This is a genomic window from Tumebacillus algifaecis, assembly GCF_002243515.1.
GTDB classification, from domain to species: Bacteria; Bacillota; Bacilli; order Tumebacillales; family Tumebacillaceae; genus Tumebacillus_A; species Tumebacillus_A algifaecis.
The window spans coordinates 3,017,017-3,039,163 of record NZ_CP022657.1; the positions used below are offsets into that span (position 1 = coordinate 3,017,017).

The window sequence follows — 22,147 nt, forward strand, 5'->3', positions numbered from 1 at the left end:
TCTGCATCCTCTCACCTCTGGATCTTGTTTGATAGGGTTATTTCGGTCGTTACACCGTCCATCGACTCGCTATATTCCACTTGGGTTGCGTAGAAGACTTGGGAAAGCCCATAACCAACCCCTTGCAATGCCACTCGACGATCGGGCCATAACTCCAAATATCTTGGGACGAAGACATTCACGGTAATGTCATGCTTGGTCAACTCCTCATACACTGATCGGACCTTGCGCTTCAACTGCTCTGGGGTATGGCCTGGCATTGTTCGCTTGTGGATGATGGCCGTCTCATCTTCCTTTTTGGGTTCTCGTGGGTAGAAGGCGGTATACTCGGAGGTTTTGCTCGATTTACCGCTGCCTGTGGTCTTGTACCCTCTCCCCTCAACTATGATGTCACGCGCGCCGGACAAAGACCGCTTCCATCCTTTGATCTCACAGTCTCGACCGTACAGCAAGCTGATCGGCGGCAGTTTCATTTCAGGGACATTTTCGTGCGGTCCAAAGTATCCCTTTGTCCCCACCACTCGAACAACAAACCCTTCCCATTCCGCGAGCCAGTTGAGCAGCTCCCAATCATTGAGGTCGTTCGAAGTCGCGGAATGAGTGCCATGCCCGCCCTCCGAGTAGGTGCCGATCAGCGCGGATGTTCCTTCCACCATGCTGTTGGAAATTCCGTGATACTTGAAAATTTCTTGAGCAACGGATGATGCCGTCCTGTTTTTCAAGTCTCGAATCTCTTTGCGTTCTACCATTCGACCGATCTTACCTCTGCCGCCGATCCGCACGAATTCGCCTGACATGGTTGCCTCGTACTCGATTTCATCCATGATTCCGGCTATCAGTTGACGCTCTGCTATCCCGATCGAAAGAGGTATGTCCTTACCAGTCAGCAAGCGCGTCGCTTGCTTGTTGTTGGATGCTAAAAGACCATCGCCTCCGATGGTCCAAGGTGCCTTTATGGTGAGATGATCCGCTTCGTCGTAAGCGGGCAGCGATACGGACCACTCGATGTACGGAATCCGTTGACCATCCACCGAGACACGTCCAAAGTGATTTTCAAGTCTGTGCTCAGGATCGTGGAAGATCATGATGGGATCACCAACTTCATCCCCACTTTCAGTAGGTTTGGATTCGTCCCAATCACCGCTTTGTTTGCAGTGTAAATTCGGGGGTATTCACTTGCTTTGCCAAAATATTTCAGCGCGATGTGTGACAGCGTGTCGCCGCTCACAACAATATGGACCTTCTGTGATGTAGCGGCAGTCGGTTTTCCGGCTGATGAATCATATCGTGCGACAGGATCGGCTTTAGCAGCTGCAGCTGTCGCGGGGGAGTACGAAAAATCACGGTGCAGAGTGATCTTAAACTCGATCAGCTTATCCCGTTGCCAATTCCACTCCCAGAGGACTACCTTGCACCAGTAGGAGTAAGAGCCGAACTCGACCAAGACGGTCTGATTGGTTGCACATATCCGGTCGAACTTCATGCAAATCTCCAGCGCATCAAGCCGATAGAATGACCCCTCCCAAGTGTTCTCGTGGCGGATAAAGTAACCGCGAGGCTGATAAATAATGCTTCCGCCTGGCAATTCCGTGACCACTGTTTTCTGCTCTCCGCCGAGTCCGAATGTATCCGGGGCGGCAAGCCCAGAGAATGCAACTCCTGCGATCACGATCATAGATTCACCCCCGGCTTGATCCTTGCGGCGTTTCGCTGATCACGAGCGCCGATGTCTCGAACAATTCGGGGCAGATCGCTCTTTGCAAAAGCAGTCAGAGCATCGCGAATCTGTTGCTGCACATCGCCATCTGAAGCATGCACGACAATGGCACCCTCTGCGACATGCATGCTGACAGAGATTGCAGGATCAGCGCTTTGAGATGCTGGTCGCAACGCTGCACGAACTGAGGGAGATGAGCCACCCCCCATATCGCTAACGTTGGTCGGCAGAGTGGTGAGATTTGCCGCTTCCGCTACCGCACTCTTTAGCGCCCCTTTTTGTCCCCTCATCCCATCCGCGAAAGATTGGACAAGGTTGCCGCCCCATTTGTGGTTCGTCCGCAAAGGTCCCTCTTTCGTCGGAGAATGCACTCCGATGTAGTCGCTGATCGTCGAGGAAAAACCTTGCATCGTGTTGACCAGATCGCCCTGCTTGGATGAGATGCCTGAAATATACGAGCCCATGAGGTTTTCACCCCATTTTCTACTGTCCTCGTTAAGACCAGTCATTGTCGATGTGATCTTTTCTCCGCTCTCATCAGTGGCTTTTTTCACGGCTTCGACGCGGCTCTGTAGCTCACTTGCTTGGGCGGTGATCTTTGCCTTTTTCGACTCGTCTTCCTTGTCCTTATCATCCATGCCAAAGGTTTTCTTCATCCGATCGAACATGTCACCGGCCCAGTTGGTGACCTTTCGGGTGACTCCGCTTTCATCAGCCCATGTACCAAGCTTTTTACCAAGCCAAGAGCCCGCCCATGAGCCGACAGCTATGCCTAGAGGACCGGCCCACGACATTAGCGCGCCGCCCGCTACTCCGCCGACAAGCGCGCCCGCTGTCTTACCCCCATCTTGCGACACGGCTTCCTTCCAACCTACATCCTGAGCGGTGTTATACATTCCAACTCCCGCACCGACCGCAGATACAACTGTGCCTGCCACCCCAATTTTCCCGATGGCTGACCCTACTTTAGATGATCCGATGTTTCCCAACATATTTTTTGCACTTTGCCATTTTGATGGCTGTCCCTGACCGTTATGTCCGTTGGGATTCGGGCTTTGTCGTGGACCTTGTCTATTCTGGCCGCCACCGACCTGACCATTCGGAGAAGGCCCACCTGGTCGATTCTGACCATTCTGATTCCGTCTTTGGCCGTTTACTTGCCCCCCGTTTTGCTGTCCATTCCGTCTATTCCGTCCGTTCTGATTGCGGTTTCCGTTACGATTCCCGTTTCTCTTATTCCGACCTCCGTTTGAGCCGTTTAAATAAACGACTTTCGCATTAACTCGCATTGTAGAAACAGACATGCGACTATTTCGTTGATTCACGTCACCCGATGTAGGTAAGTTATTGTTCTTTCGGTTTTTGAACTTCTGGAAAAGTGACCCTACTGCTTGGAAAGGCTTTGCGATTCCAAGTGCCGCTGTCTTTATCAGCTTCACAGCTGCGATCGCAGCGAACGCACCCGCCAAAAATTTTGCCCAGTCGGGCATCTCCCAGTCGATTATCTTCTGGTTTGAGAGATCGTCGAACCGCTCCGTAAATCCTAAGAACTTCGAAATCGATGGCCAAGATTTTTCAATTTGATCACCAAGCCAACTAAAGGTGTCCCCTATCGTTCTGCCTACAGCGTTAAATGCCGGTGCGAGATTTTTTTCGTACCAATCCACGGCTTCTTGTCCGTAATGCTGCACCTTCGACCACACTGCCTGAGCATAAGGTCCGATCTTATCCCAGTGCTTATAAATAAATAGGCCTGCTAGCGCGAGTAGGCCAACAACACCAGTCACCTTCCCCATCGTCCGCATCGTACCCAGCAGAGTGCTGTCTGCCGCTTTTAGGCCAAGGCGGAATAGTCCGAACGAGGACGTCGCGACCACTAAACCACCAGACACGATCGCCAGTCCGGCCACTCCCGCTGCGATGACACCAACCCATTTGGCTACCTTTGGATGGTCATCAAAGAACTTGATCATTTTTGACAGCCACCCAGTAACCTTCATCAACGCGGGAATGGCCATTTCCATCAGTGGCTTGCCGATCTGCATGCCGATGGTTTGTACCTGACCGGATACGATATGCATCTGGCCGTTGTAACTGTCACGGATCGCATCGATCTGTTTGTGCAGCGACTTTTGTATCTGCAATTGGGAGTTGAGTCGATCAAACATCTCTTTGTGCGATGTGATGATTGCAAAATCCTGTCCTTGCTCGCCGAACATATGGTTCATCAAGGCTGCCCATTGCAGATCACCACCAGAGAACTCCGATCCCGTCATCGCTTTTGCGCGCGACTGGATTAGCTCCAGATCTTCTTCCGACATCTCTTTTGTCCAGTCTTCCGACGAAGCACGGGAGACGAATTCCTTATGCTTAGCAGACAGAATGTCTACCATCTCCGCGTAGCTTTTGAGACTGTCCTTATTTTTAAGAAGCGCAGCGTTGTCGAACCCGACAATCTCCACTGTACCGCCCTTTTTGGTCACAGTTTGAATCCCTTCGAGCAGTCCCGCTTCAGCCATCGCCTTGAGCTGCTTTTGCCCGCCTTTGGTGTTCAGATACTTAAAAGGGTTGATTCGCTCGGCAAAATCCTTAATGTGTGTACCTGCCATTGAGCCGGAGACACCGGCACGCTCCGCCATAGCGGTTGCGAGAAGGTTATCTTGCTCCGTCCAACCAAGGTGCTTGACCACTGGCATCGAATACTTGAAAGCTTCGCCGAGTGATTCGGAGCTCGCGTGCGTGACGTTGATGACGCGAGACATCCCGTCGGCGAACTTTTGCATGCGTTCAAGGTCATTCGTGATTCCAGCATCCTCCGCCATCCGAGCAAAGTTGTACGCCGAACGCTCGGCTGAGGAAGATTTCTTCATACCGATCTCAATTTCCGCAAGATAGGTGGCTTCTTGCGAGACATTGCTCAAGACTTTGTCCGAGATACCTGCGTGTGCAAGCTCAAGGTTGATCGATCCTACTTCCTTTTGACTGAACAAGGTGTTCTCCGAGAGAGCTAGCGCACGTTTCTCGATCTCCTTGATTCGCGAGTCATCGGGAGCCACGCCGTACACGCTACTTAAGCCGATCGCCTGCATTTGGAGATCGCCCGCTTCTTTCGCAATGCCACTAACTCTGGACATGAGTCCTTTCCCGAATTGCTGGAGCTGCTGGCCTGCATGCATCGTCGCCTCAAGACCCTCCATCTGAGTCTGAAGCTCTATCAAGTCACGTGTTGCGCGCTTTGCGTCCTCACCCATCTTTTTAAAGCCGCCACCTGCGTTTTTTGCACTGTTACCAGCTCGATCTGCCGCGGAGCCTGCTTGAGTTGAGTCACTTCGGAATTTCGCCAGTAGTCGGCTTGCGGCACTGACCATCTTTTGCATCTTGTCTATCTTTCGGGTCGATCCATCAGATGCATCACCGAGCAGACGCGTGGCCTTCGATGCCTTGTCGGTCTCCTTTTGCATCGTGCCCGCATGCTTAGAGACTTGCAGGACGATTTTTCCTACGTTGAACAAACCACGTGACGCTCTGTCGGTCAGTGAGATCCCAACGCTCGCTCGAAAGACTATGCCTTTTGCCAATGCCTACACCTCCCCATCGGCAGAAAAAGGCAGGTCGCTTTGACCTGCCTTTAATTTTGGTATGCGTCAGACAACAGCTCATAGACAGCGGTGCGAAGACTATCAGGCATTTCTAAAGCCTCGCTCCATGACACGCCGCCCTTGCTCATCAATCCGATGCCAACGCATTCATTGACCCATCGGTGCTGTTTCCAGCTGTCGATACGGGATCGTTTCCCGCTTCATCCTCTTCTGAAAGCTCGGAATAACGATTCACGAACTCCTCCAATTCCTCGTCCGTGAAGGTCGACAGAGCTTTGACGAACGACGCCTGGTCTTTCGGTTGCTTAACAGCTTCCCCATTCACCTCAGACACGGAGAAAATAGCTTTGAGGAAAGACAGCTGCTCAAAGTAGCCAGCCGTCATCCGCCCGTTCGCATCCGCCATCGGCGCGGTCAGAAACTCCGTCATCTTGAAGCGGGTAAATCCCGTCCCTTCCTTTGTTACTACCTTTTTCCCTGTGGAAAGCGTGATCTCAGTAGTTTTCATTACGCAACCTTCTCCCTTTTCTGAGCATGGATTTTGAACTTATATTTGATTGCCTTGTCGCCACCGTCTCCCGTTTTTTCGAAGCCGGAGATCCGAACGCCGCCATCCGAGCGGAACACCCATTTTCGCACTTCACCGTTGTCATATACCTCATCGACTCGAACTTCGATGGTCGGCATCGGGCGGTTTTTTCGATGATTTTCCTCCATCTCATGCATGAGATCGTCGATAAACGGATCCACGACTTCGCCCTCGACATCCAATTCCCATCCTTTCAGAATGACACGAACGTGCTCGGAGGGCTCACCGATTGGATGTTTTTTCTGCTCCTCTTCAATGCGTTTGTAGTTGAATTTTTCGGTCTCCAGTTTGAAAGGAGCAGCACCGTCTCGAACATAGGTGACGATCAGGTCTTTCCCCAACAATCCGTCTTTCATAGGAATCTCCCCTTTCTACGCCGTCAAATCCGCTGCAGACATCAAGCGAATGGTGATCTTGTCAGCGATGTTGAACAGCTTGATTCTGAGCTCTTCGATCGCTTCATCCACATTCCCGATCTCACCCGGCCGGCGGAAAGAAATTTTGTAATCTTGGATGACCTCGCTATTCAGGTCATCAGGACGACCTTTCAATTTGTCGAGGTAGTGCCGAACGGCGATCTCGTACTGTGCAAACCAGCCATCCGAGAGATGCTTGGAGCGATATGGTGTCGTCACCATCTCAAGATCTCGGACGATCAGCGAGTTGACTCTCCGACGATAGGTCTGTCGCAGACGGGCATCCGCTGCAAGTGTAAAGTCGGATTGCAAGGCCATCGCGTTTTCTCGCTTTTCGTTCACGATCCACGACAGGCAGACGACTTGATTCGCCGTCAGATTTTCGATGTCGGCGGTCGTGAGCGGAATGTCGGTCGATTCAATGTCACCAAACCAAAAGCCGGCTGTGCCGTCCTGAACGGGGCACAGGACGTGTGCAATGGCATCATATACAGCCGCTGGCACTACCCAGCCTTTCGACTTACTCTTGGCTTGCCCGAGCACAAAATGCCCGAATTCGGTGTCATAGTTCTGTCGCATAGAGATAGCCCCGACGATTGACGCATCTGGAACAGGGATGTAGGTAAAGGCATTCATCTCCTGTGCAGCAACCAGCATCGCGTCTGAAAACTGATCAGAGATGTTTTTGTCTGCAACAAAGTCGGTGACCTGCGGTAGTGTTTTCAAAAGCTTGAGACCCGTCTTTTTGTAAGTGACTGGGTCGTCCTTGCCCAGATAGTCCGCCGCTTTGGTCGGCTTCCCATCAGATCCACCTGTGAGCTTTGTTTCGGCCAATACATCGGGGTTGCTACCAGGCTGCACCTCTTGCGCTAGCTCCTCCACTACGAAGTCTTTTGAGTGCGCCGCGACCTTCTCCACTGCCTGCGCAGGCGTACTCAAGTCGTTGTACACCTCAGGCTTGCCGTAAGGGTTGCGGAGAATCACTCGGAATGTGTCAGGCTTGTTGCCGGCTTGCACTTCGACGGAGCAGAAGTTCCCAAACTCGCACTTGTGCATATGGCGCACCGCTAAGGTCGGCTTGCCTTCCTTGTCGAGCAAGGTGATCTCGGCTTGCTTCGCCATGTCACCGCGAACGTTGATAATCGCCAGCTTTTGCACACCGCGCTGCAACGCTGCGTAAGCGGCCTTCGAGCCGCTGTAGTTCTCGGTGAAATTCCCACACTTCTCTACGAAGTCGTTTAACCCGTTGACAATCACAGGCTCAGTCAAAGGTCCTTTCTCAAAAACTCCGATGATCGCCAACAGATTCGACGTATATCCACCTGGCTTCTCCGGCGATGTCGGCACTTGCTCTTCGATGTAGATGCCCGGGGTAACGAAGTCACTCGACTTCGTCCCTCCATAAAGGATCGGCATGCTATTCCCTCCTTCTGAATATGAAAGCCGCTCTGTAATCGCAGAGCGGCTTGGGTTATAGTGTGACGCTGACGACAATGAGCGGTTTCTTGGACTGCTCTTCATGGATCGTTTTTTGACCACTTAGATACTTCCCTTCGGCATGGAGAGTGAGCTTCGCGGAGACAAGCAGCTTAGCCTCTTGTTGGAACGGCTCGGCAAGGCTACGGAGTCGTAGCATCTCGCCATCCACCGGATCACCGACCGTCGCAAATCGTACCTCGTCAATGATTCTCTTTTCAACGTGATGCACCCAGCCGCGGATGAATGTTGTCGGGTTAACGATCGTCTCGCTTGCGCTGACAAAAAGAGCCACCTGACAAGCCACATCGAAACGACCAGCCTCCCGCCAGACGTACTCCACGCCGTTATGCTTCGATCGAGCATAGTCTTCGTGTTTGTCAATTAGCTTGTGCTGCGGGTTACTCAACCTTTGGATGCCAACCGCAGGGAACGCATCACCCATAATCCGCTCTGGCGTGTAGTCATACACCATTCGCGGTGGGCTCGACAACTCAGGATACGACTTCACGAGCGCACCGAGTGTTGCATACACGATTTCGATTTCGTTCCGGATCATTTGGAACTCACCCGTTTCGCAATGCCAGCTGCCAGGTTGTCCTCGATATGTTCCATCTCCTCATGCAATGCCGGTCGAAGATATGGCCGTGCCGGAATGCCTCGGGCTTCGTCTCCGAATTCATGAGTCGCTGCCTGAATGGCAGGAGTCCCTACCTCTGCTTGAAGAGAGCCTCGATCTACTTTGTTCGTGATACTAGCTCGCATGATCCCGGTATCGACGAGTGGAGAATCGGAACCCGAACCGCCTCGCTTCATGCGAGTTTTCGAAGCGGCCTTGTTCTTCCCGAACTTCCGTCGGATCGTGACTTCCTTGAGTTTCGCCCATCCTTGTTGATATTTGCCAAGGCGCTTCTTCGCGTTTGAAGCAGTTTTGGTAGCTGTGATTTGTAGGCCGTCGGCCAATCCTGCATGCAGATCGTCCGCCATCATGTAGAGTTGCTTCGCCAGATCATTCAGATCCATTCACATGGCTCCTTTCCGCTCTGCAAATGAGGTAAAACGTCTCCCCAAAGAAAGGCGGCGACAACTCCATTTCGCTTACCGAAAAAAACTTTCCATCGTGTTTTAGAATCGATTCCTTCTTGATTTCCGTGTCCAGTGGGGCCAAGAAGTTAAGATCACCCCTGTATAGGTCAACCCCACTCTCGTTGATCACCATGTTGGGTTGATCCTGTACGATAACGACCTGCGGTCGCTCGACCACACTCACCCTTACAGGCTCATCCAGCGCGTTTTTTTCTGTGACTGATCGGTCGAGCAGAATGATCGTAACTCCATGCTCCGCGAAGCGCCTACTTGTATCCGCATGAATAAAGTCCAGTAGTATCATCCGAAAGTCATGTAGGGGCCACGAGAGGCCACTTCGAGCTGTGCCCTTTGATAGTTCTCCATCCGCTTGTTGTATTGACGCTCCAAATCCTGCGCGGCCTTGTTGATCTGTTCGATGACACGGGATGCTGGGTGAGCATCGATCTCCGATGCATTCGGGATTTTGTAGTTGATATAGCGCTGCAGCCGCTCCTGATCGGCGAGCACAGCACGCAACGCATTGGCTGATGCGAGCCACACGACCGCTGGGACATCGTACTCGGGAACCGATTCTGGCGACCTCATACCCCTGTAGAAAAATGAGAAGGAGCCCGCCTTTTTGGGAGACTCCTTCAAAATCAGCACCTTTTCGGAAAGGAGGAAGTTTAGCGAAGGCTCAACTTCCATCCCCATGAAGTCGGCAGGCAGGTCGTAGTCCGTTTGGCCGACGATCACGTCGATGCGACCGCGTCGGTTTTGCACCGGATTCCATCGACTGTAATCGCTCACCGCGTCAATGACGATCGACTGAAGCTCGTCTGGTATTGTGCCCTCCTCTTCGTCCTGGCTCGCCAGCGCGAAGACTGAGCCCTTCAAATCGCTGATCTGACTACGAACCTTGTTGATTAGATTCTGCATGTCGTCTCGCCTCCTCCACATAGAAAGCGTAGAGTGTCGGCTTATCCTTGTCCTGCTCAGAATAGTCGACGCCCCACGCTTCCAATTGGGTTTTCATTTCGTTGACCGTGACGCTGTCATATGCTGGCGGTTTGAACGTCGGCTGACTATCGTGTCCCTCACCGCCCACAGAAAGACCAGTGGGTGAAGAAAGGAACGGCGGGCGAATGGTTTGCTCCTTCGCTGCATTGTCGGTTGTAACAATTTCAATATGACCTTTTGGCGGGGCATAAAAAGACCCAGGCTGTACGATCAGTCCGTTTACGATGATCGGGTCAGACCCGGGCGGGTGGAATTTCTGGTTCACGTGCCATCACCTCCGATTATTGCTCGGAACGATAGAACTTGATCGTGCGAAGCTTCTGCTGAATCGGCGTCTTGATCGCGTCGTTGCAGAACAGGTAGATCTCTTCGCCGCCATTCAGCTCTCCTTCATCGGTACGTGTCTCGAACGGGCCTTTCATGGTCATACCAGTTTCAATCGCGTACTTGGTTGCACCACGCTGTCCGAGCAAGAGACGCGAATCACCGGCGCTCCACGGCTCATTGTGCTCGACCATGTTGATGCCCTTGATCTGCGCCACCCACCCGGTCGGGTTGAGGTCAGAGCCGTTCATCTTGCTCCATGTCTTAAAGAGCTCAGCCTGCGAGATTTCGTTGGAGAGGACTTCTGACATCATACCGAAGTTCGGACGATAGAAGTTCGGAGCAGAACCCATCGCGGCCTTTTGCGCGCCGATCAGATGCAAGAGCTTGTTAAGGTGCTTTTCGTAGTCCATGCCCGCGGCCGGGCTCAGATTGAACAGTTGGATATTGGTCACATAGCTGTAGTCGACAGTAACTGCACCGTTCGACAGTGCGCCATCGAGGGTGATGGTGCCGTTGTCGTAGTCAATTTCTGCTGTCGACAGTTCGACTTCTACTCCGTCCACTTTGACCACGATCTTGTTAAGCACCTGATTTTGTACGCCACTCTCCGTGAGCACATTCGAAAAGCGCTCGCGGACGATCGGAACGTAGTGATTCGGTTCTGCCAGAGTCCCGCCGCGCAACAGCGTGATCGTGGCGCGGTCGGGGCTGATCTTCGGTGTTTCGCCGTTCACACGGATCGCGCCGTGCTCATCAGCCGACAAAAGCATCTCTTCGTGCAAGTCCAGAGACGTTTCACGCTTCAGATCTTCGGCAATATGGTAAACAAGTCGAGCCAGCGCGTTGTAGTTCAGCGGGCCGGACTTCAGGAAAGTCATGGTTTCGAGAGAGATTTCTGCGGCCAACTTCCGGGTGCGTGCCACGATCTGCAAGAAGTCGAGGCTCAACTTCCCTTTTGCCATCGGCTTCATTTCACCGTTTCGGGTCGGACGGCTGTTGGATCGAGCGTAAGTCTCACGCGGAATCTTAGCGAATTGACCTTTAAACGTGCCTGTTTCCACGAAGTGGAGTGCAATCATTGTTTGGAACACCTGTTCAATGATCTGGCGCTCAAAGATGACACCATTCATGACGCTCGTGGTCGTAGTCGCAGTATCGAAGGAGTCAGCGAACAAGGAGAGTCGATCGCCATTTGCCGCATCGAACGCGTCGAGAACTTCTTTCACGACATGTTTGTTCAGTTTCTTGGTGTTCTCATCGACGCTGTCCACCATAGATTGCACGTCCTCAACTGCCTCTCGCAGCTTGTCGGCCACTTCCATCCAACCGTTTTCCTCGCCAACGTGCTCCACCCCACTGTTCACGCGAGCCTGAGCATCGACGATCGGGTTGTTCCGGTCGAAGCCGAGGTTTTTCAACTTGTTGTCAGCAGAAAGCTGTGCAGCGAAGTCGAAAGCATCGTTGAATGTCTTCTCTGCTAGGTCCTTGCTGGTCAGGTCGATTTTGTCTGTCACGACTTTTTGGACGTGCGGCGGCAGCTTGGCAAGCTTGTCTTGCACTTCCTGGCTGTCGATGAACGCCTGCGCGGCCACACGGTTCTTGCGCTGCTCCTCCGCTTGGCGCAAGGTTTCAAGTTCGTTCTTCTGTTCCTCCGCCTCACGCTGACCGAGAATCGCGTCGCACATCGGCGCGCAATCTGCTTCTTCGGTGCGAATTCGTTTGAGCTCGGAATCTGTCATTGCCATGAGCTGTTGGAAAGTGTACTTCAAGTTTTCGTCCCCCTCTTCCCCATTGGGATGTTCTTGATGATCGGTAAATCCGATGCGGTTGGCGCGTTTGTCCATCTCCTCCGCCTCGATCAACTCTCTGATTTGCCACCATCGCTTATACCAGGCAGTATCGAAAGCTGCACGGTCGATCGCATCCAGCTCCTCTTGTTCGACCTTGTTTTTGAGTCGAGTGAGATCGGAAAGTTTCTCTGCCGCTTTCACCTGTTTGATAAACGGGTCAACCGCATCAGAGTACTCCTGCTGGTCACCACGATCATCGGAGAGAATTTCGTCGATCTGACCATCCGTGATCGGCACAGCCGAACCGAGGGTGTCAGTCAGAGCAGGATCATCAAGCACGTCGAAGACGGTCAGCTCCAAGCGTGTGGCAACCGTGACCGCTTTTCCGTTGAACTGCCCTCGTTTCCCCGACCCGCTTGCACGCATCGAACACCCGATTTTTCCACCGGCATCGAGCACCGCCTGCAGATCTCGCCCGCGTTGTGTGTCGATCGTGTGGAAAATAAAATAGACGTTTCCGGCCTGATCTGGCTCCAGAACGTCTACAACTTTGATGCACTTGTTTTCGGTTTTGGACTTCCAGCCTAGCTTACCGTCGGCTCTTTTGTACGAGTCAGGGTGCCCTTCCTCACCGATCGCGCCGCGAGGGTTGTTTGCTTTCCACTCACCGACCATCGATGACAGAACAGCGCGGGGATACACCCGATTGTTGCCGTTCACCACATCTGCACGTGTTCCGAGCATCTTGTAGAGCTTCGGACCCGCCTTAAAGCCGATCTGACCATTGCTTTGGTCAACGATCTCTACTGGCCCATTGGTCGCATCCAGATATGGTTCGACCACGACATCAGAACTGCCTTGACTCTGACTGTCCAGAAAAGGGATCAAAGTTTGAGTTTCAATCGGCATTTCTTTTACCACTCCTTTCCGACGAACCCCTTACACGTTGGACATGTTCGTTCGTCGCTTGTTACCAAAATGATGACCTTCCCGTCCTCCACGCTATATGTGCAACGGCAACGGATATGGGCGGGCAATGAAGGCGCTTTTGATATATCTACCCCCGCCTCTGCGTACATCCTCAAAGCCGATCGGTTGTATGCCCACATGCTCTCCGTCCGAGCAATCGCTTCTGATCGGTTCTTGTAGGCGTTGTCGTAGACTTCTCCAATCGCTTCACGTACCATTTTTGTCAGCTCGCGTTTACTTCCGGTAAGAAAGCCTGCTGCAAGCGCCTCACGCAGCTGCCTCTCGGTCGTAGCGTCGATGCCAACCACTCTCTTAGCGCTATTCTCAAGCAAATCTTCGAAAATGTCCTCTCGAAAGAGCTTGAAATTGAGACCCACGTTAGTTGCGGCCAGCGTTCCTCCGATCACGGCGGAGTGAGTGTAGATATATGCCAATTCCGCGCTGTATTTCTCGCGGTCATCAGCATGTACCGTGACAACGGCATTGATGAACTGATCGATGGCATCCTCGCTAAGATAGACCTCGTCTTCATCGGATTTTGCGTCGAGCACGATGTCGTCCAGAGGAAGACTGATCTTCGAAGCTTGCTTTCGCAGACGACGGAAGCGCTTTTGCCACCTCTGCTTACCTTCGGACTCAATCTCATCCATCCCTGCGAGGTGCGCCTCATCGTCTGCCTTCGCATCCGTGACCGCGTCGTCGGGATCGTCCTGCTCATCCTCGTCAGAAGACTTCTTGACGGCCTTCTCTCGGGCTTGTGCTTCCTCTTGCAGCGCCATTATGACAAATTCGGGGTTTTCCACGCCGAAGATATGCGCGGTGTTGTTGATTGCTGTTCTCTTGTCGATCAATCCAGCATCTAACGCCATTTTGGTGCGCTCGATCACTTTGTCATCTGGTTCGTCGCGAAGCGGTTGCCAGATGATGTCGAACACGAGATCCACAGCTTCCGCGTCGATACCGTGCAGTAGCAGCTCCAATTCGATCAGCGCGCGTAGACCCGAGAATTCACCGCCATCGCCGTACTCCAAGAGTTGCCGGATGTCGCCTATTGCATCGTAGAACTCCTCCTTCTGCTCATCAAGCACGTCACGATTGATGTCTTCAGCGAAGCCGAGAAGACCTTTCGGGACCATCGTGGCGGCGTTTTGCTTGTCGAACAGATAGGTCACGTCCTTGATTTTATCGAGGTTGCCGTCTCCGTCTAGATTCTTCACATCACCTTGTCCATTGTGAAAGTAATCCGTGGTCGCTTTGTACCTACCGTTCTCGATGGTGTCCCGATGCTCTGAACGATATTTCTGGACCACTTTCTCGTCGCCGGGGTTATCCTTACTGCCGATCGAATGTACCCGACGTTGCGGCGCGCGCGTCTTTCGGCGGACAACCATGTCGTCATCAGCCGTAGCGTTCTGTTTGGACAATTTGCGAATCGCCGCGTACTGGCTCCGGCCATACATTCCGCCACGCCATTTCCAACGAATGTGATTCATTGACCACAGCGGAAAATGTTGCACAGCATCCTCTGGAATCAGGGTCAGAAAGTACGCCCCGCGCTTTGGATCGATCTCTGAAAATGCTCGGGCAGGGTCGGGAAAGTTCCCGAAGTTGTCCTCGTTACGCTTGATGATCGCAGGCGGCGTCCATTTGATTGCCGAGATCATTGGTTGACCGAGTTGTTCCTCAATCACCACGTTAAGGAACAAATCACCGTCAGATATGAGACGTCCCGCCCACATGGGCAATTTGCCATCGATTTTGCATCGCTTGAGAAACGCATCGATAATGACCTGCGCCTGATTCGAAACCTTTGCCCCGCGGCCAGCTTTTTTCCCTGTATGAGCCGCCTTCTTCTGCTGGTGCTTACTTGAACCATTGACGGTAACAAAAATGCCGCCACGGGTTGCTTTCCGGGCGACACGGACGTTTGTTTCATCCACCAAGGGATCATCTTCCAGCATCTTTTCAACATCACGTAGAACGGCACGACGGCCGCTCTCTACCTGTAGTGTCCTGTACAGGTGATCGGTTTCAATGACATCTTCGGTGTTATGAGCTTCCGGCGTGGAAACCGCTTGGCGTTGATCTTCGGTGCGCTCCGGCGACCCGCGGCGCCAAAAGCTCGTGATCTTTTCCAGTAGCCCCATACGTAGCCTCCTTTCCGTTTAGTAAGCCTCAGCCAGATCAGACATGTCCATTCGGTCTGTTTCGACGATGACCTCCTGGACATCCATCATCTCAACCAAACCCGTCGTCGCGTCTGGCGCGTCGTCATGCTTATTGCCGCCTTCCTTCTTGTATTCGGTCATGGCCTTGTAGTACTCCGGCCAACGATCACGCCAGTTGACCGGGAAGTATACGTGGTTCATGATGAACACGCTGTTAGACAGAATGCGGGCCTGCTTGTTTTTACTTTGATGGAACCAACGAACTTTTACCTTTCTTGTCTGGTGCCGCTCCCAGATCTCGCGCTCAACGTTTCGAGCAAAACCCTTCCCGCCAGCGTTTGACTCCACGTCAGCGAGTGTGACGTTGTTGCGTACCAGGATGTCGGCGGTCTGCGGCTCCGTGATCTCCATGCCCGCTTTCGTGTAGAGCACATCGAGCAGGTAGATTTCACCGCGGTACACGCCACCGATCACGCAGCATAGATAGTCGGCCCCGTCATCGGCAGAGTCAGTGTAGGAGATGATCTTCTCGAACAGCGGGTGCCCAGATGCATCGCTTGGCACGTTCTCGTAGGTCTTGAACGACTTGTAGAGCAAGCCCTCCGCATAGATCGGTTCTTGGTAGTAGTTCGCCTTCAGGATTAGCGGATCTGCTTCTTCAGAAAGTTCTTCGAAAGTAGCACGGGAGAAGATCTCCTCGCAGAGCATGTGCTCCCCCGCCTGATCCTCGACTGGGATTTTCAATACAAACCAGCGGCGGGCTCCGCGCCCGGCCAGCAAGCGGCCACAGATGTCTTTCTTAGACCAGCGCGTCATGTTCACGATCTTGAATGTGGTGTCGCGTTGCTCCTGCCGCGAGAGAAAGGTTCCGGTGTACCACTGCCACTGTTTGTCCAAGACGTTGTCGTTGAAGGCTTCCTCCGCATTCTTGATCGGGTCGTCAACGATGAGGATGTTACCGCCTTTACCGGTGATAGATCCTCCAAGGCCCGCTCCCTTGTAGCTGAAGAACTGCCCGTCAAGCGCCCATTGCCGAAAAGATGCGTTACCGTCCGCAACCCGAACGCTAGGGAAGATATCGCTGTAGACGATCTCGTGAGGGTAGATCTTCTCCTCGCTGATCCCGTCGCGAGTATAGCGGGAGAAGTCCGTCGCCATGTCTTCGTTGTACGACGCAGTGATGATCCGGTTCGTCTTGTCTTGCCCGAAGCACCACTCGCAAAACATGATGAGCGTTCGTGACTTGCCGTGCCGCGGAGGGATGTTCATGGTCATGTTGCGGTAGACCACGCCTTCCTGCAGTTGGCTCCAGTCATATTCGTCGATGAACCAGCGCGGAGCGATCCCCTCACATGCTTGCCGGAAGAACGCCTTGGTTAGCTGCGACTCATAGAGAGCTTGCAATACAACGGCGATGAGCTTCAGGTGCCAGCGGGACTCTTTGTAGAAGTCCGGGGCAATCGTCTTGCAGAACTCCCAGAAGCCTTTCCGGGACTTCCGTAGGCGTTTCTCGCGAAGGAGACCCAGCTTCGCTTCCTGCAGCCTCCGATCCGTTGTCATGCGTCCTCACCACCGCTTTCCATCGCTTCGAGCCGCTGCAGTTCGGCCTCCAACTCCTCGTCTGTCAGCTCAGCGACAGGTGAGCCTCCGGTGCCCTTGGGAGCAGCCTTGAACTTTTCGAGCTCCAACTTTTCACGAGCCATCGCAAGTCTCTCGGCATCGCTCAAATAAGCGGCCATATCGCGAACAGCCCTCGTTAGTGCCTTTTCAAGGCTCGTCAGCTCCGCTTCCCACTTGATGATGTCGTCGATATTCCGAGTTTCGGTCTCCTCGATCTCGACGACGACCAGCGTGTGATTCTCCACTGGCACAGATCGCGCCATACCAGTTTTCTCGTCGTAGATCTCGACCACCTCTTTGACCTTCTGGCGTTGTTGCAGCACCCGCCGCCCCTTCTCCGTCAGTCCGTTTTTGAGGTCAAGGATACGCAGCATCATCCTGCGCTTTCGAATGTTCAAGTCCGCGATCTGCAACTGGTACTGGTCGAGCGGATCGGTGCTAATCTGCTCAAGTAGGAGCCGTTCGTCTTCGTCGAGCGCATCCCACGTGATCGTCTCGAAGCGCCCGTGCTTGAGCGAGTTCTTATTGCCCGGAGGAGCACCACCACCAGCGTTACCGACAGCGTTCTTGTTACCGCGAGGTGCGCCATACCCTATTGCGTTTTGATTGCCCGGCGGGGCACCACCGCGTTTGGTCGGCTTCTGTTCATTGGTTACGTGACTATTGCCATTGGTTACGTGACCATTCAAAAGAGCCTCCCAATCGTCACCCGCCTTCTTGTCATCCCGCTTCCACTTTCGGATCTGATCGGGAGAGACTTCGAGCGTTGCGGCAATGTCTTTCAACATCATCTGGCCGTTTGAGTCGATAAACATATGCTTGGCCTGATCGCGCTTTGGAGAGCGTGCTTTCGCCACTACATATCACCACCTCCAAGACATAATAAAAAGCCGCCAAGTTTGGCGACCTCAAATATTTATGTAATCTGTATTATCAACAATGAGTTCCAAACATACTAAAGGACTTGTTTTGGTGTAAATTTAATGTGAAATGTATTGAGATATTTAGTCTCAATGACAGACGAGATATCTTTCAAGGAAGGTAGTTTTACAACAAGAGGGTCCTGTGACATTTGATTGAGTGCAACTAATCTGTACTCACTCTGATGCTCAAAGAAACGATCCTTCCAAAAAAACCTATCCACTTCTCTTTTCATGTAGCCACTCAGCCTTTCGGCATTGTTGACTGAGAAGTCGACGTACTTCACCTTACCGTGTGTTGCTTCGATTCCTGACTTAGCAAACGGCTGATCAATTCGCTCAATAAATGTGTCCATAAAAGTAACAAAGACGTATTCCCCAAAGTCATGTACCAACCGCTTAATCTTCTCTTCGGGCAAGACCAATCTCATTTGCGCGACACCCTCAGATTTTTCGGTAACTTCAAAATTGTCTCTCTCGATAATCGTCATGCAAAAAACATGCATATCAAGTACAGCATCATCTCGAAATTGAATGCTTTTAGCCATGCCTGCAAAATGACTTTCATTGGATTCGGGATCTTTAATCCATAACTCCGAATCATGACAAACAGTTGACACCTCTAATACATCACCGACACCTTTTTTACCCGTTGTCTTTTCAAGGTCAATGAAGTATTTGAAAGTGTTCATGTACATTTTTCCGTTCCGCAACTGCTCAAGATGTGATCGATTATTAGAAAATTTGAGTAGTAACAAGATTTACACCACCTTTTTATCACATCCTATCCAATATTTCTGTTTCGTACAAGCACTCTTAAATAGTTTGGGTGGCACCAATGCATACACCGATCCGGCCAACCAAGACGAAGGCGATCGCCTAGATTGTTTCCGTAGTCGCGTACATACGAGAGGCTCCTTTCGCTGTACAACCAGCGCGTCAATTGTTTGAGTTTGTTTTCTAGAAATCCTCAGCCTGCAACTCAAGATCAAGCTTGATGAGTTTGGTTAAGTCATCAACTGTATTGATCTCAATACGACCGTCTTGAAAGTCCTTGATCCACCTTGCAATCGCAGCCTTGGTCAGCTTTCTGTACTGTTCTTTAGAATCGATAATGCCACTCAAGACCTCGGCTTGATGCTTCAACAGTTGACTTTCTTTGTTTAAATCATTCGAATTGTATTGCATCGTTTCACCGCCATATCTAAAATGGACTCGATACGAGAGTTGGTTAAGTTTTCCTCTTCGTATCTCGCCCGGCGGTGCCCGGGCAACACATAAGCAGGGTGTGGGCACGCCCTGCTTTTTCTATTGCAGTTTGGAGAACCACTGGGCATCGATCTGTTGCGCGATCCTCTTCATCATCACAGGTGGCACCGACATTCCGCACACGTACTGGACATCTGCGTCCAAGAAATCGTAGTCCTGCGGAAAGGTCTGCATCCTGATAATGTCTTGCTCGCTTATGAAATACGGCTCATCGTATCGCACGAACCACGAGTTACTAGCAAGTGTGTTGGCAACTTTGTGATCCTTGATCAGGATCGTGTTGAAATTGCTGTCTTTTCCTTCTTCGCGCTGCCCGATGTCTCCGAAGTCTCGATCGATCGGCCTGCGCTTGAGCCATCGCTGATATGTCTTCCCACCCCGATCGAGAGGCCTCCCCCGGCCCGAACGAAACTCACTGTAGAGGATTGGCCGCTCGTTGAAGTTCAGCACCAACTTTGGCAAACACAGATCACGTCGCCGAGCAACAAAAAAGACGCGCTCGCGTTTCTGCGGCACGCCCATTGTGGCTGCGTTCAGGATGAAGAGTTGCACATCATATCCGATTTCGTTGAAGCGCTCGATCACCAGCTTCACATACCCCTTGGCATTGCCCAGGATCATTCCCTTGACGTTCTCCGCCACGGCCACCTTCGGGCGAAGCTTCTCCACCACATCCAGATAGTCGAAGAACAGGTCATCGAGCCGTTGCTTCGCCTGCCCTTCGCGGAAATGGAACTCCCCACCCCACTTTTCTTCCCTCTTGCCCGCAGTGCTGAACACGCTGCACGGTGGGGAGCCGTCCAAAATGTCGAGGTCGAACAGTTCGCTCGGCAGATCACTGTCCGGAATGGTCTTGAACTGCTGAATCGGCATGAGGAAAGGGAACCGCGGGTTGTGGTTGGCCCGGTAGATCGCCATCATCTGTGGATCGATCTCCACGTTTCCGATTACGTCGTAACCGGCTAGCTTGTAGCCCATCGTGCTCCCACCGCCGCAGGAGAACGTGGTGAACACTTTCCGTCCGTTCTTTGGGACTCGCTGCAGATCGTTCAGCGACCAAATGTATTCATGCTGACTCATTCGGCCCCGCCACCCTCATCCCCGGTGACGGGCTTTTTCGGGTTGAACGAGAACCCACAGCGCGGGCACTGGCAATCGAAGTTGTCATCATCGAAGGAGCCTAGGTTGATCTCCCCATTTTCGAAGTCACCCGCCCGGTCGTCTTCGCCGAACTGGAACTGCGCGATTAGCTTGTCGGCCTCCGTATCGTTGAATCCGGTCAGCGCGATCTCAAAACCTGCCCCGCGCAGTTCATCCAGAAGAGACGCCAATTTCACGTCATCCCAATCCCCAGACACTTTGTTGAGTGTGATGTTCAGTGCCTTTTCGCTGGAGTCGTCCAGATCAACGACAGATACGTCCACCTCTGTGGCCCCGGCGGCCACCAGCACTTTGAACCGCTGATGGCCGCCGACGAGGTTGCCGGTGCGCTTGTTCCAGATCAGCGGATCTACATATCCGTAGGTCTCCATCGATCGTTTTAGCTTCTCGAATTCCGGATCACCTGGCTGCAGATCGCGCCGCGGGTTGTACGGCGCTGGGTTGATTTGTTCAACAGGGATAGTTCGGATGTAAAGTTTCTTCATCTCCATGATTTCATCACCTCTTATTGGAATAATAAAAGCACCCAATGCGGGTGCCTATTGTGAGTTTATTTTTCCAATTCAATAATAGCTTTCTGGACGATCTCTGCTAAACGGCGGCAATTTTCCGCCGCTCTACGAGTTGTGTCGTTAATATGTACCCCATCGTCCGTGTGTCCGATCTCGTTTCTAATATACGTGTAAATCGTCTCCTTGAAATTACACCCCTTCTTTCTAGTTGGTTTGTCTTCATCCTTTTGATACAAGCTTGGTTTGTTCCTGTAATTCTTTCGAATATATTTGTCTACTTTTCCCTGTTTTGACTCATTCGTATTAAGATTCACGATTTCATAAAGAATACTATATAGGAACATGAATTTTGCAACAGGATCTACACATTGCATTGCTGCTCTATATAGTCTGCGATATACATTGTTGCAATCGATCACACCCAATGCTTCACGCAACTTGTTTTGCTCTGTATCTGTTAGTACAGCATCCTGCCTTACATTTACAGAAAACCCAAAAGATGACTCGCCGTTCCCGTTCAAATTCGCATTGATTACTTTGATTTCCCCGATGAAAAAGCCATTATAATGACCACAAAAAAGCGTAATTTCTTCGACAAACAGTTCCACAACTTCTTTCGCCCTTCGAATTGCGAGTGAGTAATTAGCGTCACACACATCAACAACACACTTTAGATATTTATTTTTTTCCGTATCATTCTCGACCACTAACTCCAATGAAGCTTTATCCACAGTCGGATAATCCACATTGATTTGAATGGGTCCCGAAAAGGAGAAACCTTCGCAATTTGCTCGCAATTCAACAGTTCCCACACAGACCCCCCTCTCCAATAGTTTGCATTTCCGTTTGCTATCTCTAATTTCGTTCTCTCAAATGAGCATAAATATTTGGATATCCGGTACGAAGTTCGTCTTCGTCGTAACTCATCCCAAACTCCTTTCGGAGTTTGTTATACTCAATCACAATCGCCTTTACAAGCGCTTCAGTATACTTGTGATCGACTTTCCCGAACATTGTAGTTGAACTGACATAAGCAGCCCATGCTTCTACCAATTCACTAGATGCATAGCCTATATTTTCGTGAATAAATTTCTCAATCCAACGTCGGTCGATATAGTCTTCATCTTTGGCCTCGATAGAGATAATTCTTATAAAATTTGGCTTCGGCCGGCCATTTCTTTCCTCTGCATTTATGTGCATTTTTCCTCTCACAACTAACGCAGCGTAAACAGGAGAATAGAAGTTCATTAATACCTCTTTTCGATGCTTCTTCTTCTCTTTTCGCGGTTCAACCCAATAATGCAACGAAGAAAATAATAACACTACTACTGCTTGAGTAATAATTACCGCAATCAACGCATCAGACATACCATCACCTCATTTTAGCTATTCTTCGAAAGAGATAGGAACTCCTTTATATTTAAAGTCGTGACGAAGCTATCGGTATTATTATCTTCATCTCCCACTAAGCGAAGCACCATAGTATACAGTGGCCATACACATCTAATTACGCTCGTTTAGTAAAC

Annotated in this window: 20 protein-coding genes; all 20 read right to left on the bottom strand. The window is 51.5% G+C overall.

Annotated elements, in window-relative coordinates; translation table 11 throughout:
• Positions 1-11: 11 nt before the first annotated feature.
• The gene (locus CIG75_RS12740) at positions 12-1,085 is read right to left on the bottom strand and encodes a hypothetical protein (RefSeq protein WP_094237007.1); all 1,074 of its coding nucleotides are present in this window, start codon (positions 1,083-1,085) and stop codon (positions 12-14) included.
• The gene (locus CIG75_RS12745) at positions 1,082-1,675 is read right to left on the bottom strand and encodes a LysM peptidoglycan-binding domain-containing protein (RefSeq protein WP_094237008.1); all 594 of its coding nucleotides are present in this window, start codon (positions 1,673-1,675) and stop codon (positions 1,082-1,084) included. Before CIG75_RS12745 ends, CIG75_RS12740 begins: the two co-directional genes overlap by 4 nt.
• Positions 1,672-5,295: a phage tail tape measure protein gene (locus CIG75_RS12750; protein WP_094237009.1), complete on the bottom strand. Its 3,624-nt coding sequence runs from the start codon at positions 5,293-5,295 to the stop codon at positions 1,672-1,674. The genes CIG75_RS12745 and CIG75_RS12750 overlap by 4 nt, the downstream gene beginning before the upstream one ends.
• A 148-nt stretch (positions 5,296-5,443) precedes the next feature.
• The gene (locus CIG75_RS12755; RefSeq protein WP_094237010.1) at positions 5,444-5,824 is read right to left on the bottom strand and encodes a hypothetical protein; all 381 of its coding nucleotides are present in this window, start codon (positions 5,822-5,824) and stop codon (positions 5,444-5,446) included.
• Positions 5,824-6,261, bottom strand: a complete 438-nt coding sequence (locus CIG75_RS12760; protein WP_094237011.1) for a hypothetical protein — start codon at positions 6,259-6,261, stop codon at positions 5,824-5,826. Before CIG75_RS12760 ends, CIG75_RS12755 begins: the two co-directional genes overlap by 1 nt.
• 15 nt (positions 6,262-6,276) lie before the next feature.
• Complete coding sequence (locus CIG75_RS12765) at positions 6,277-7,737, bottom strand: hypothetical protein (RefSeq protein ID WP_157729540.1); 1,461 nt, start codon at positions 7,735-7,737, stop codon at positions 6,277-6,279.
• Between the two features lie 55 nt (positions 7,738-7,792).
• A complete protein-coding gene (locus CIG75_RS12770; RefSeq protein ID WP_094237013.1) occupies positions 7,793-8,356 on the bottom strand; it encodes a hypothetical protein in 564 nt (187 codons plus the stop codon).
• Positions 8,353-8,820: a phage virion morphogenesis family protein gene (locus tag CIG75_RS12775; RefSeq protein WP_094237014.1), complete on the bottom strand. Its 468-nt coding sequence runs from the start codon at positions 8,818-8,820 to the stop codon at positions 8,353-8,355. Before CIG75_RS12775 ends, CIG75_RS12770 begins: the two co-directional genes overlap by 4 nt.
• Positions 8,821-9,183: 363 nt before the next feature.
• Positions 9,184-9,804 carry a hypothetical protein gene (locus tag CIG75_RS12785; RefSeq protein WP_094237016.1) on the bottom strand — a complete coding sequence of 207 codons (621 nt, stop codon included), beginning with the start codon at positions 9,802-9,804 and terminating at the stop codon, positions 9,184-9,186.
• Positions 9,776-10,150 (bottom strand): hypothetical protein, encoded by a 375-nt coding sequence (locus tag CIG75_RS12790; protein ID WP_094237017.1) that lies wholly within the window; start codon positions 10,148-10,150, stop codon positions 9,776-9,778. The genes CIG75_RS12785 and CIG75_RS12790 overlap by 29 nt, the downstream gene beginning before the upstream one ends.
• A 16-nt stretch (positions 10,151-10,166) precedes the next feature.
• Positions 10,167-12,911, bottom strand: a complete 2,745-nt coding sequence (locus tag CIG75_RS12795; RefSeq protein WP_094237018.1) for a hypothetical protein — start codon at positions 12,909-12,911, stop codon at positions 10,167-10,169.
• 5 nt (positions 12,912-12,916) lie between these two features.
• Positions 12,917-15,118: a portal protein gene (locus CIG75_RS12800; protein ID WP_094237019.1), complete on the bottom strand. Its 2,202-nt coding sequence runs from the start codon at positions 15,116-15,118 to the stop codon at positions 12,917-12,919.
• 18 nt (positions 15,119-15,136) lie between these two features.
• Positions 15,137-16,699 carry a phage terminase large subunit gene (gene terL / locus CIG75_RS12805; RefSeq protein ID WP_094237020.1) on the bottom strand — a complete coding sequence of 521 codons (1,563 nt, stop codon included), beginning with the start codon at positions 16,697-16,699 and terminating at the stop codon, positions 15,137-15,139.
• Positions 16,696-17,616, bottom strand: a complete 921-nt coding sequence (locus tag CIG75_RS12810) for a DUF1804 family protein (RefSeq protein ID WP_094237021.1) — start codon at positions 17,614-17,616, stop codon at positions 16,696-16,698. Before CIG75_RS12810 ends, terL begins: the two co-directional genes overlap by 4 nt.
• A gap of 98 nt (positions 17,617-17,714) precedes the next feature.
• Entirely contained in the window at positions 17,715-18,437 is a 723-nt protein-coding gene (locus tag CIG75_RS12815) for a hypothetical protein (RefSeq protein ID WP_094237022.1), read from the bottom strand.
• A 202-nt stretch (positions 18,438-18,639) separates the two neighbouring features.
• Positions 18,640-18,867, bottom strand: a complete 228-nt coding sequence (locus CIG75_RS12820; RefSeq protein ID WP_094237023.1) for a hypothetical protein — start codon at positions 18,865-18,867, stop codon at positions 18,640-18,642.
• 120 nt (positions 18,868-18,987) lie between these two features.
• Positions 18,988-20,028: a DNA cytosine methyltransferase gene (locus tag CIG75_RS12825; RefSeq protein WP_094237024.1), complete on the bottom strand. Its 1,041-nt coding sequence runs from the start codon at positions 20,026-20,028 to the stop codon at positions 18,988-18,990.
• Positions 20,025-20,594, bottom strand: a complete 570-nt coding sequence (locus CIG75_RS12830; RefSeq protein ID WP_094238437.1) for a ParB N-terminal domain-containing protein — start codon at positions 20,592-20,594, stop codon at positions 20,025-20,027. Before CIG75_RS12830 ends, CIG75_RS12825 begins: the two co-directional genes overlap by 4 nt.
• Before the next feature lie 65 nt (positions 20,595-20,659).
• Entirely contained in the window at positions 20,660-21,433 is a 774-nt protein-coding gene (gene mauJ, locus CIG75_RS12835; protein WP_094237025.1) for a methylamine utilization protein MauJ, read from the bottom strand.
• 43 nt (positions 21,434-21,476) lie between these two features.
• Positions 21,477-21,989, bottom strand: coding sequence for a hypothetical protein (locus CIG75_RS12840; RefSeq protein ID WP_094237026.1), 513 nt, complete (start codon positions 21,987-21,989; stop codon positions 21,477-21,479).
• Positions 21,990-22,147: the final 158 nt, after the last annotated feature.

Coding starts and splice junctions, on each gene's coding strand:
- CIG75_RS12770 (WP_094237013.1), bottom strand. CDS start 8,356: ATGATCCGGAACGAAATCGAAATCGTGTATGCAACACTCGGTGCGCTC.
- CIG75_RS12760 (WP_094237011.1), bottom strand. CDS start 6,261: ATGAAAGACGGATTGTTGGGGAAAGACCTGATCGTCACCTATGTTCGA.
- CIG75_RS12745 (WP_094237008.1), bottom strand. CDS start 1,675: ATGATCGTGATCGCAGGAGTTGCATTCTCTGGGCTTGCCGCCCCGGAT.
- CIG75_RS12830 (WP_094238437.1), bottom strand. CDS start 20,594: ATGAAGAAACTTTACATCCGAACTATCCCTGTTGAACAAATCAACCCA.
- CIG75_RS12785 (WP_094237016.1), bottom strand. CDS start 9,804: ATGCAGAATCTAATCAACAAGGTTCGTAGTCAGATCAGCGATTTGAAG.
- CIG75_RS12765 (WP_157729540.1), bottom strand. CDS start 7,737: ATGCCGATCCTTTATGGAGGGACGAAGTCGAGTGACTTCGTTACCCCG.
- CIG75_RS12825 (WP_094237024.1), bottom strand. CDS start 20,028: ATGAGTCAGCATGAATACATTTGGTCGCTGAACGATCTGCAGCGAGTC.
- CIG75_RS12775 (WP_094237014.1), bottom strand. CDS start 8,820: ATGGATCTGAATGATCTGGCGAAGCAACTCTACATGATGGCGGACGAT.
- CIG75_RS12795 (WP_094237018.1), bottom strand. CDS start 12,911: ATGCCGATTGAAACTCAAACTTTGATCCCTTTTCTGGACAGTCAGAGT.
- CIG75_RS12820 (WP_094237023.1), bottom strand. CDS start 18,867: ATGCAATACAATTCGAATGATTTAAACAAAGAAAGTCAACTGTTGAAG.
- CIG75_RS12840 (WP_094237026.1), bottom strand. CDS start 21,989: ATGTCTGATGCGTTGATTGCGGTAATTATTACTCAAGCAGTAGTAGTG.
- CIG75_RS12800 (WP_094237019.1), bottom strand. CDS start 15,118: ATGGGGCTACTGGAAAAGATCACGAGCTTTTGGCGCCGCGGGTCGCCG.
- CIG75_RS12740 (WP_094237007.1), bottom strand. CDS start 1,085: ATGATCTTCCACGATCCTGAGCACAGACTTGAAAATCACTTTGGACGT.
- terL (WP_094237020.1), bottom strand. CDS start 16,699: ATGACAACGGATCGGAGGCTGCAGGAAGCGAAGCTGGGTCTCCTTCGC.
- CIG75_RS12755 (WP_094237010.1), bottom strand. CDS start 5,824: ATGAAAACTACTGAGATCACGCTTTCCACAGGGAAAAAGGTAGTAACA.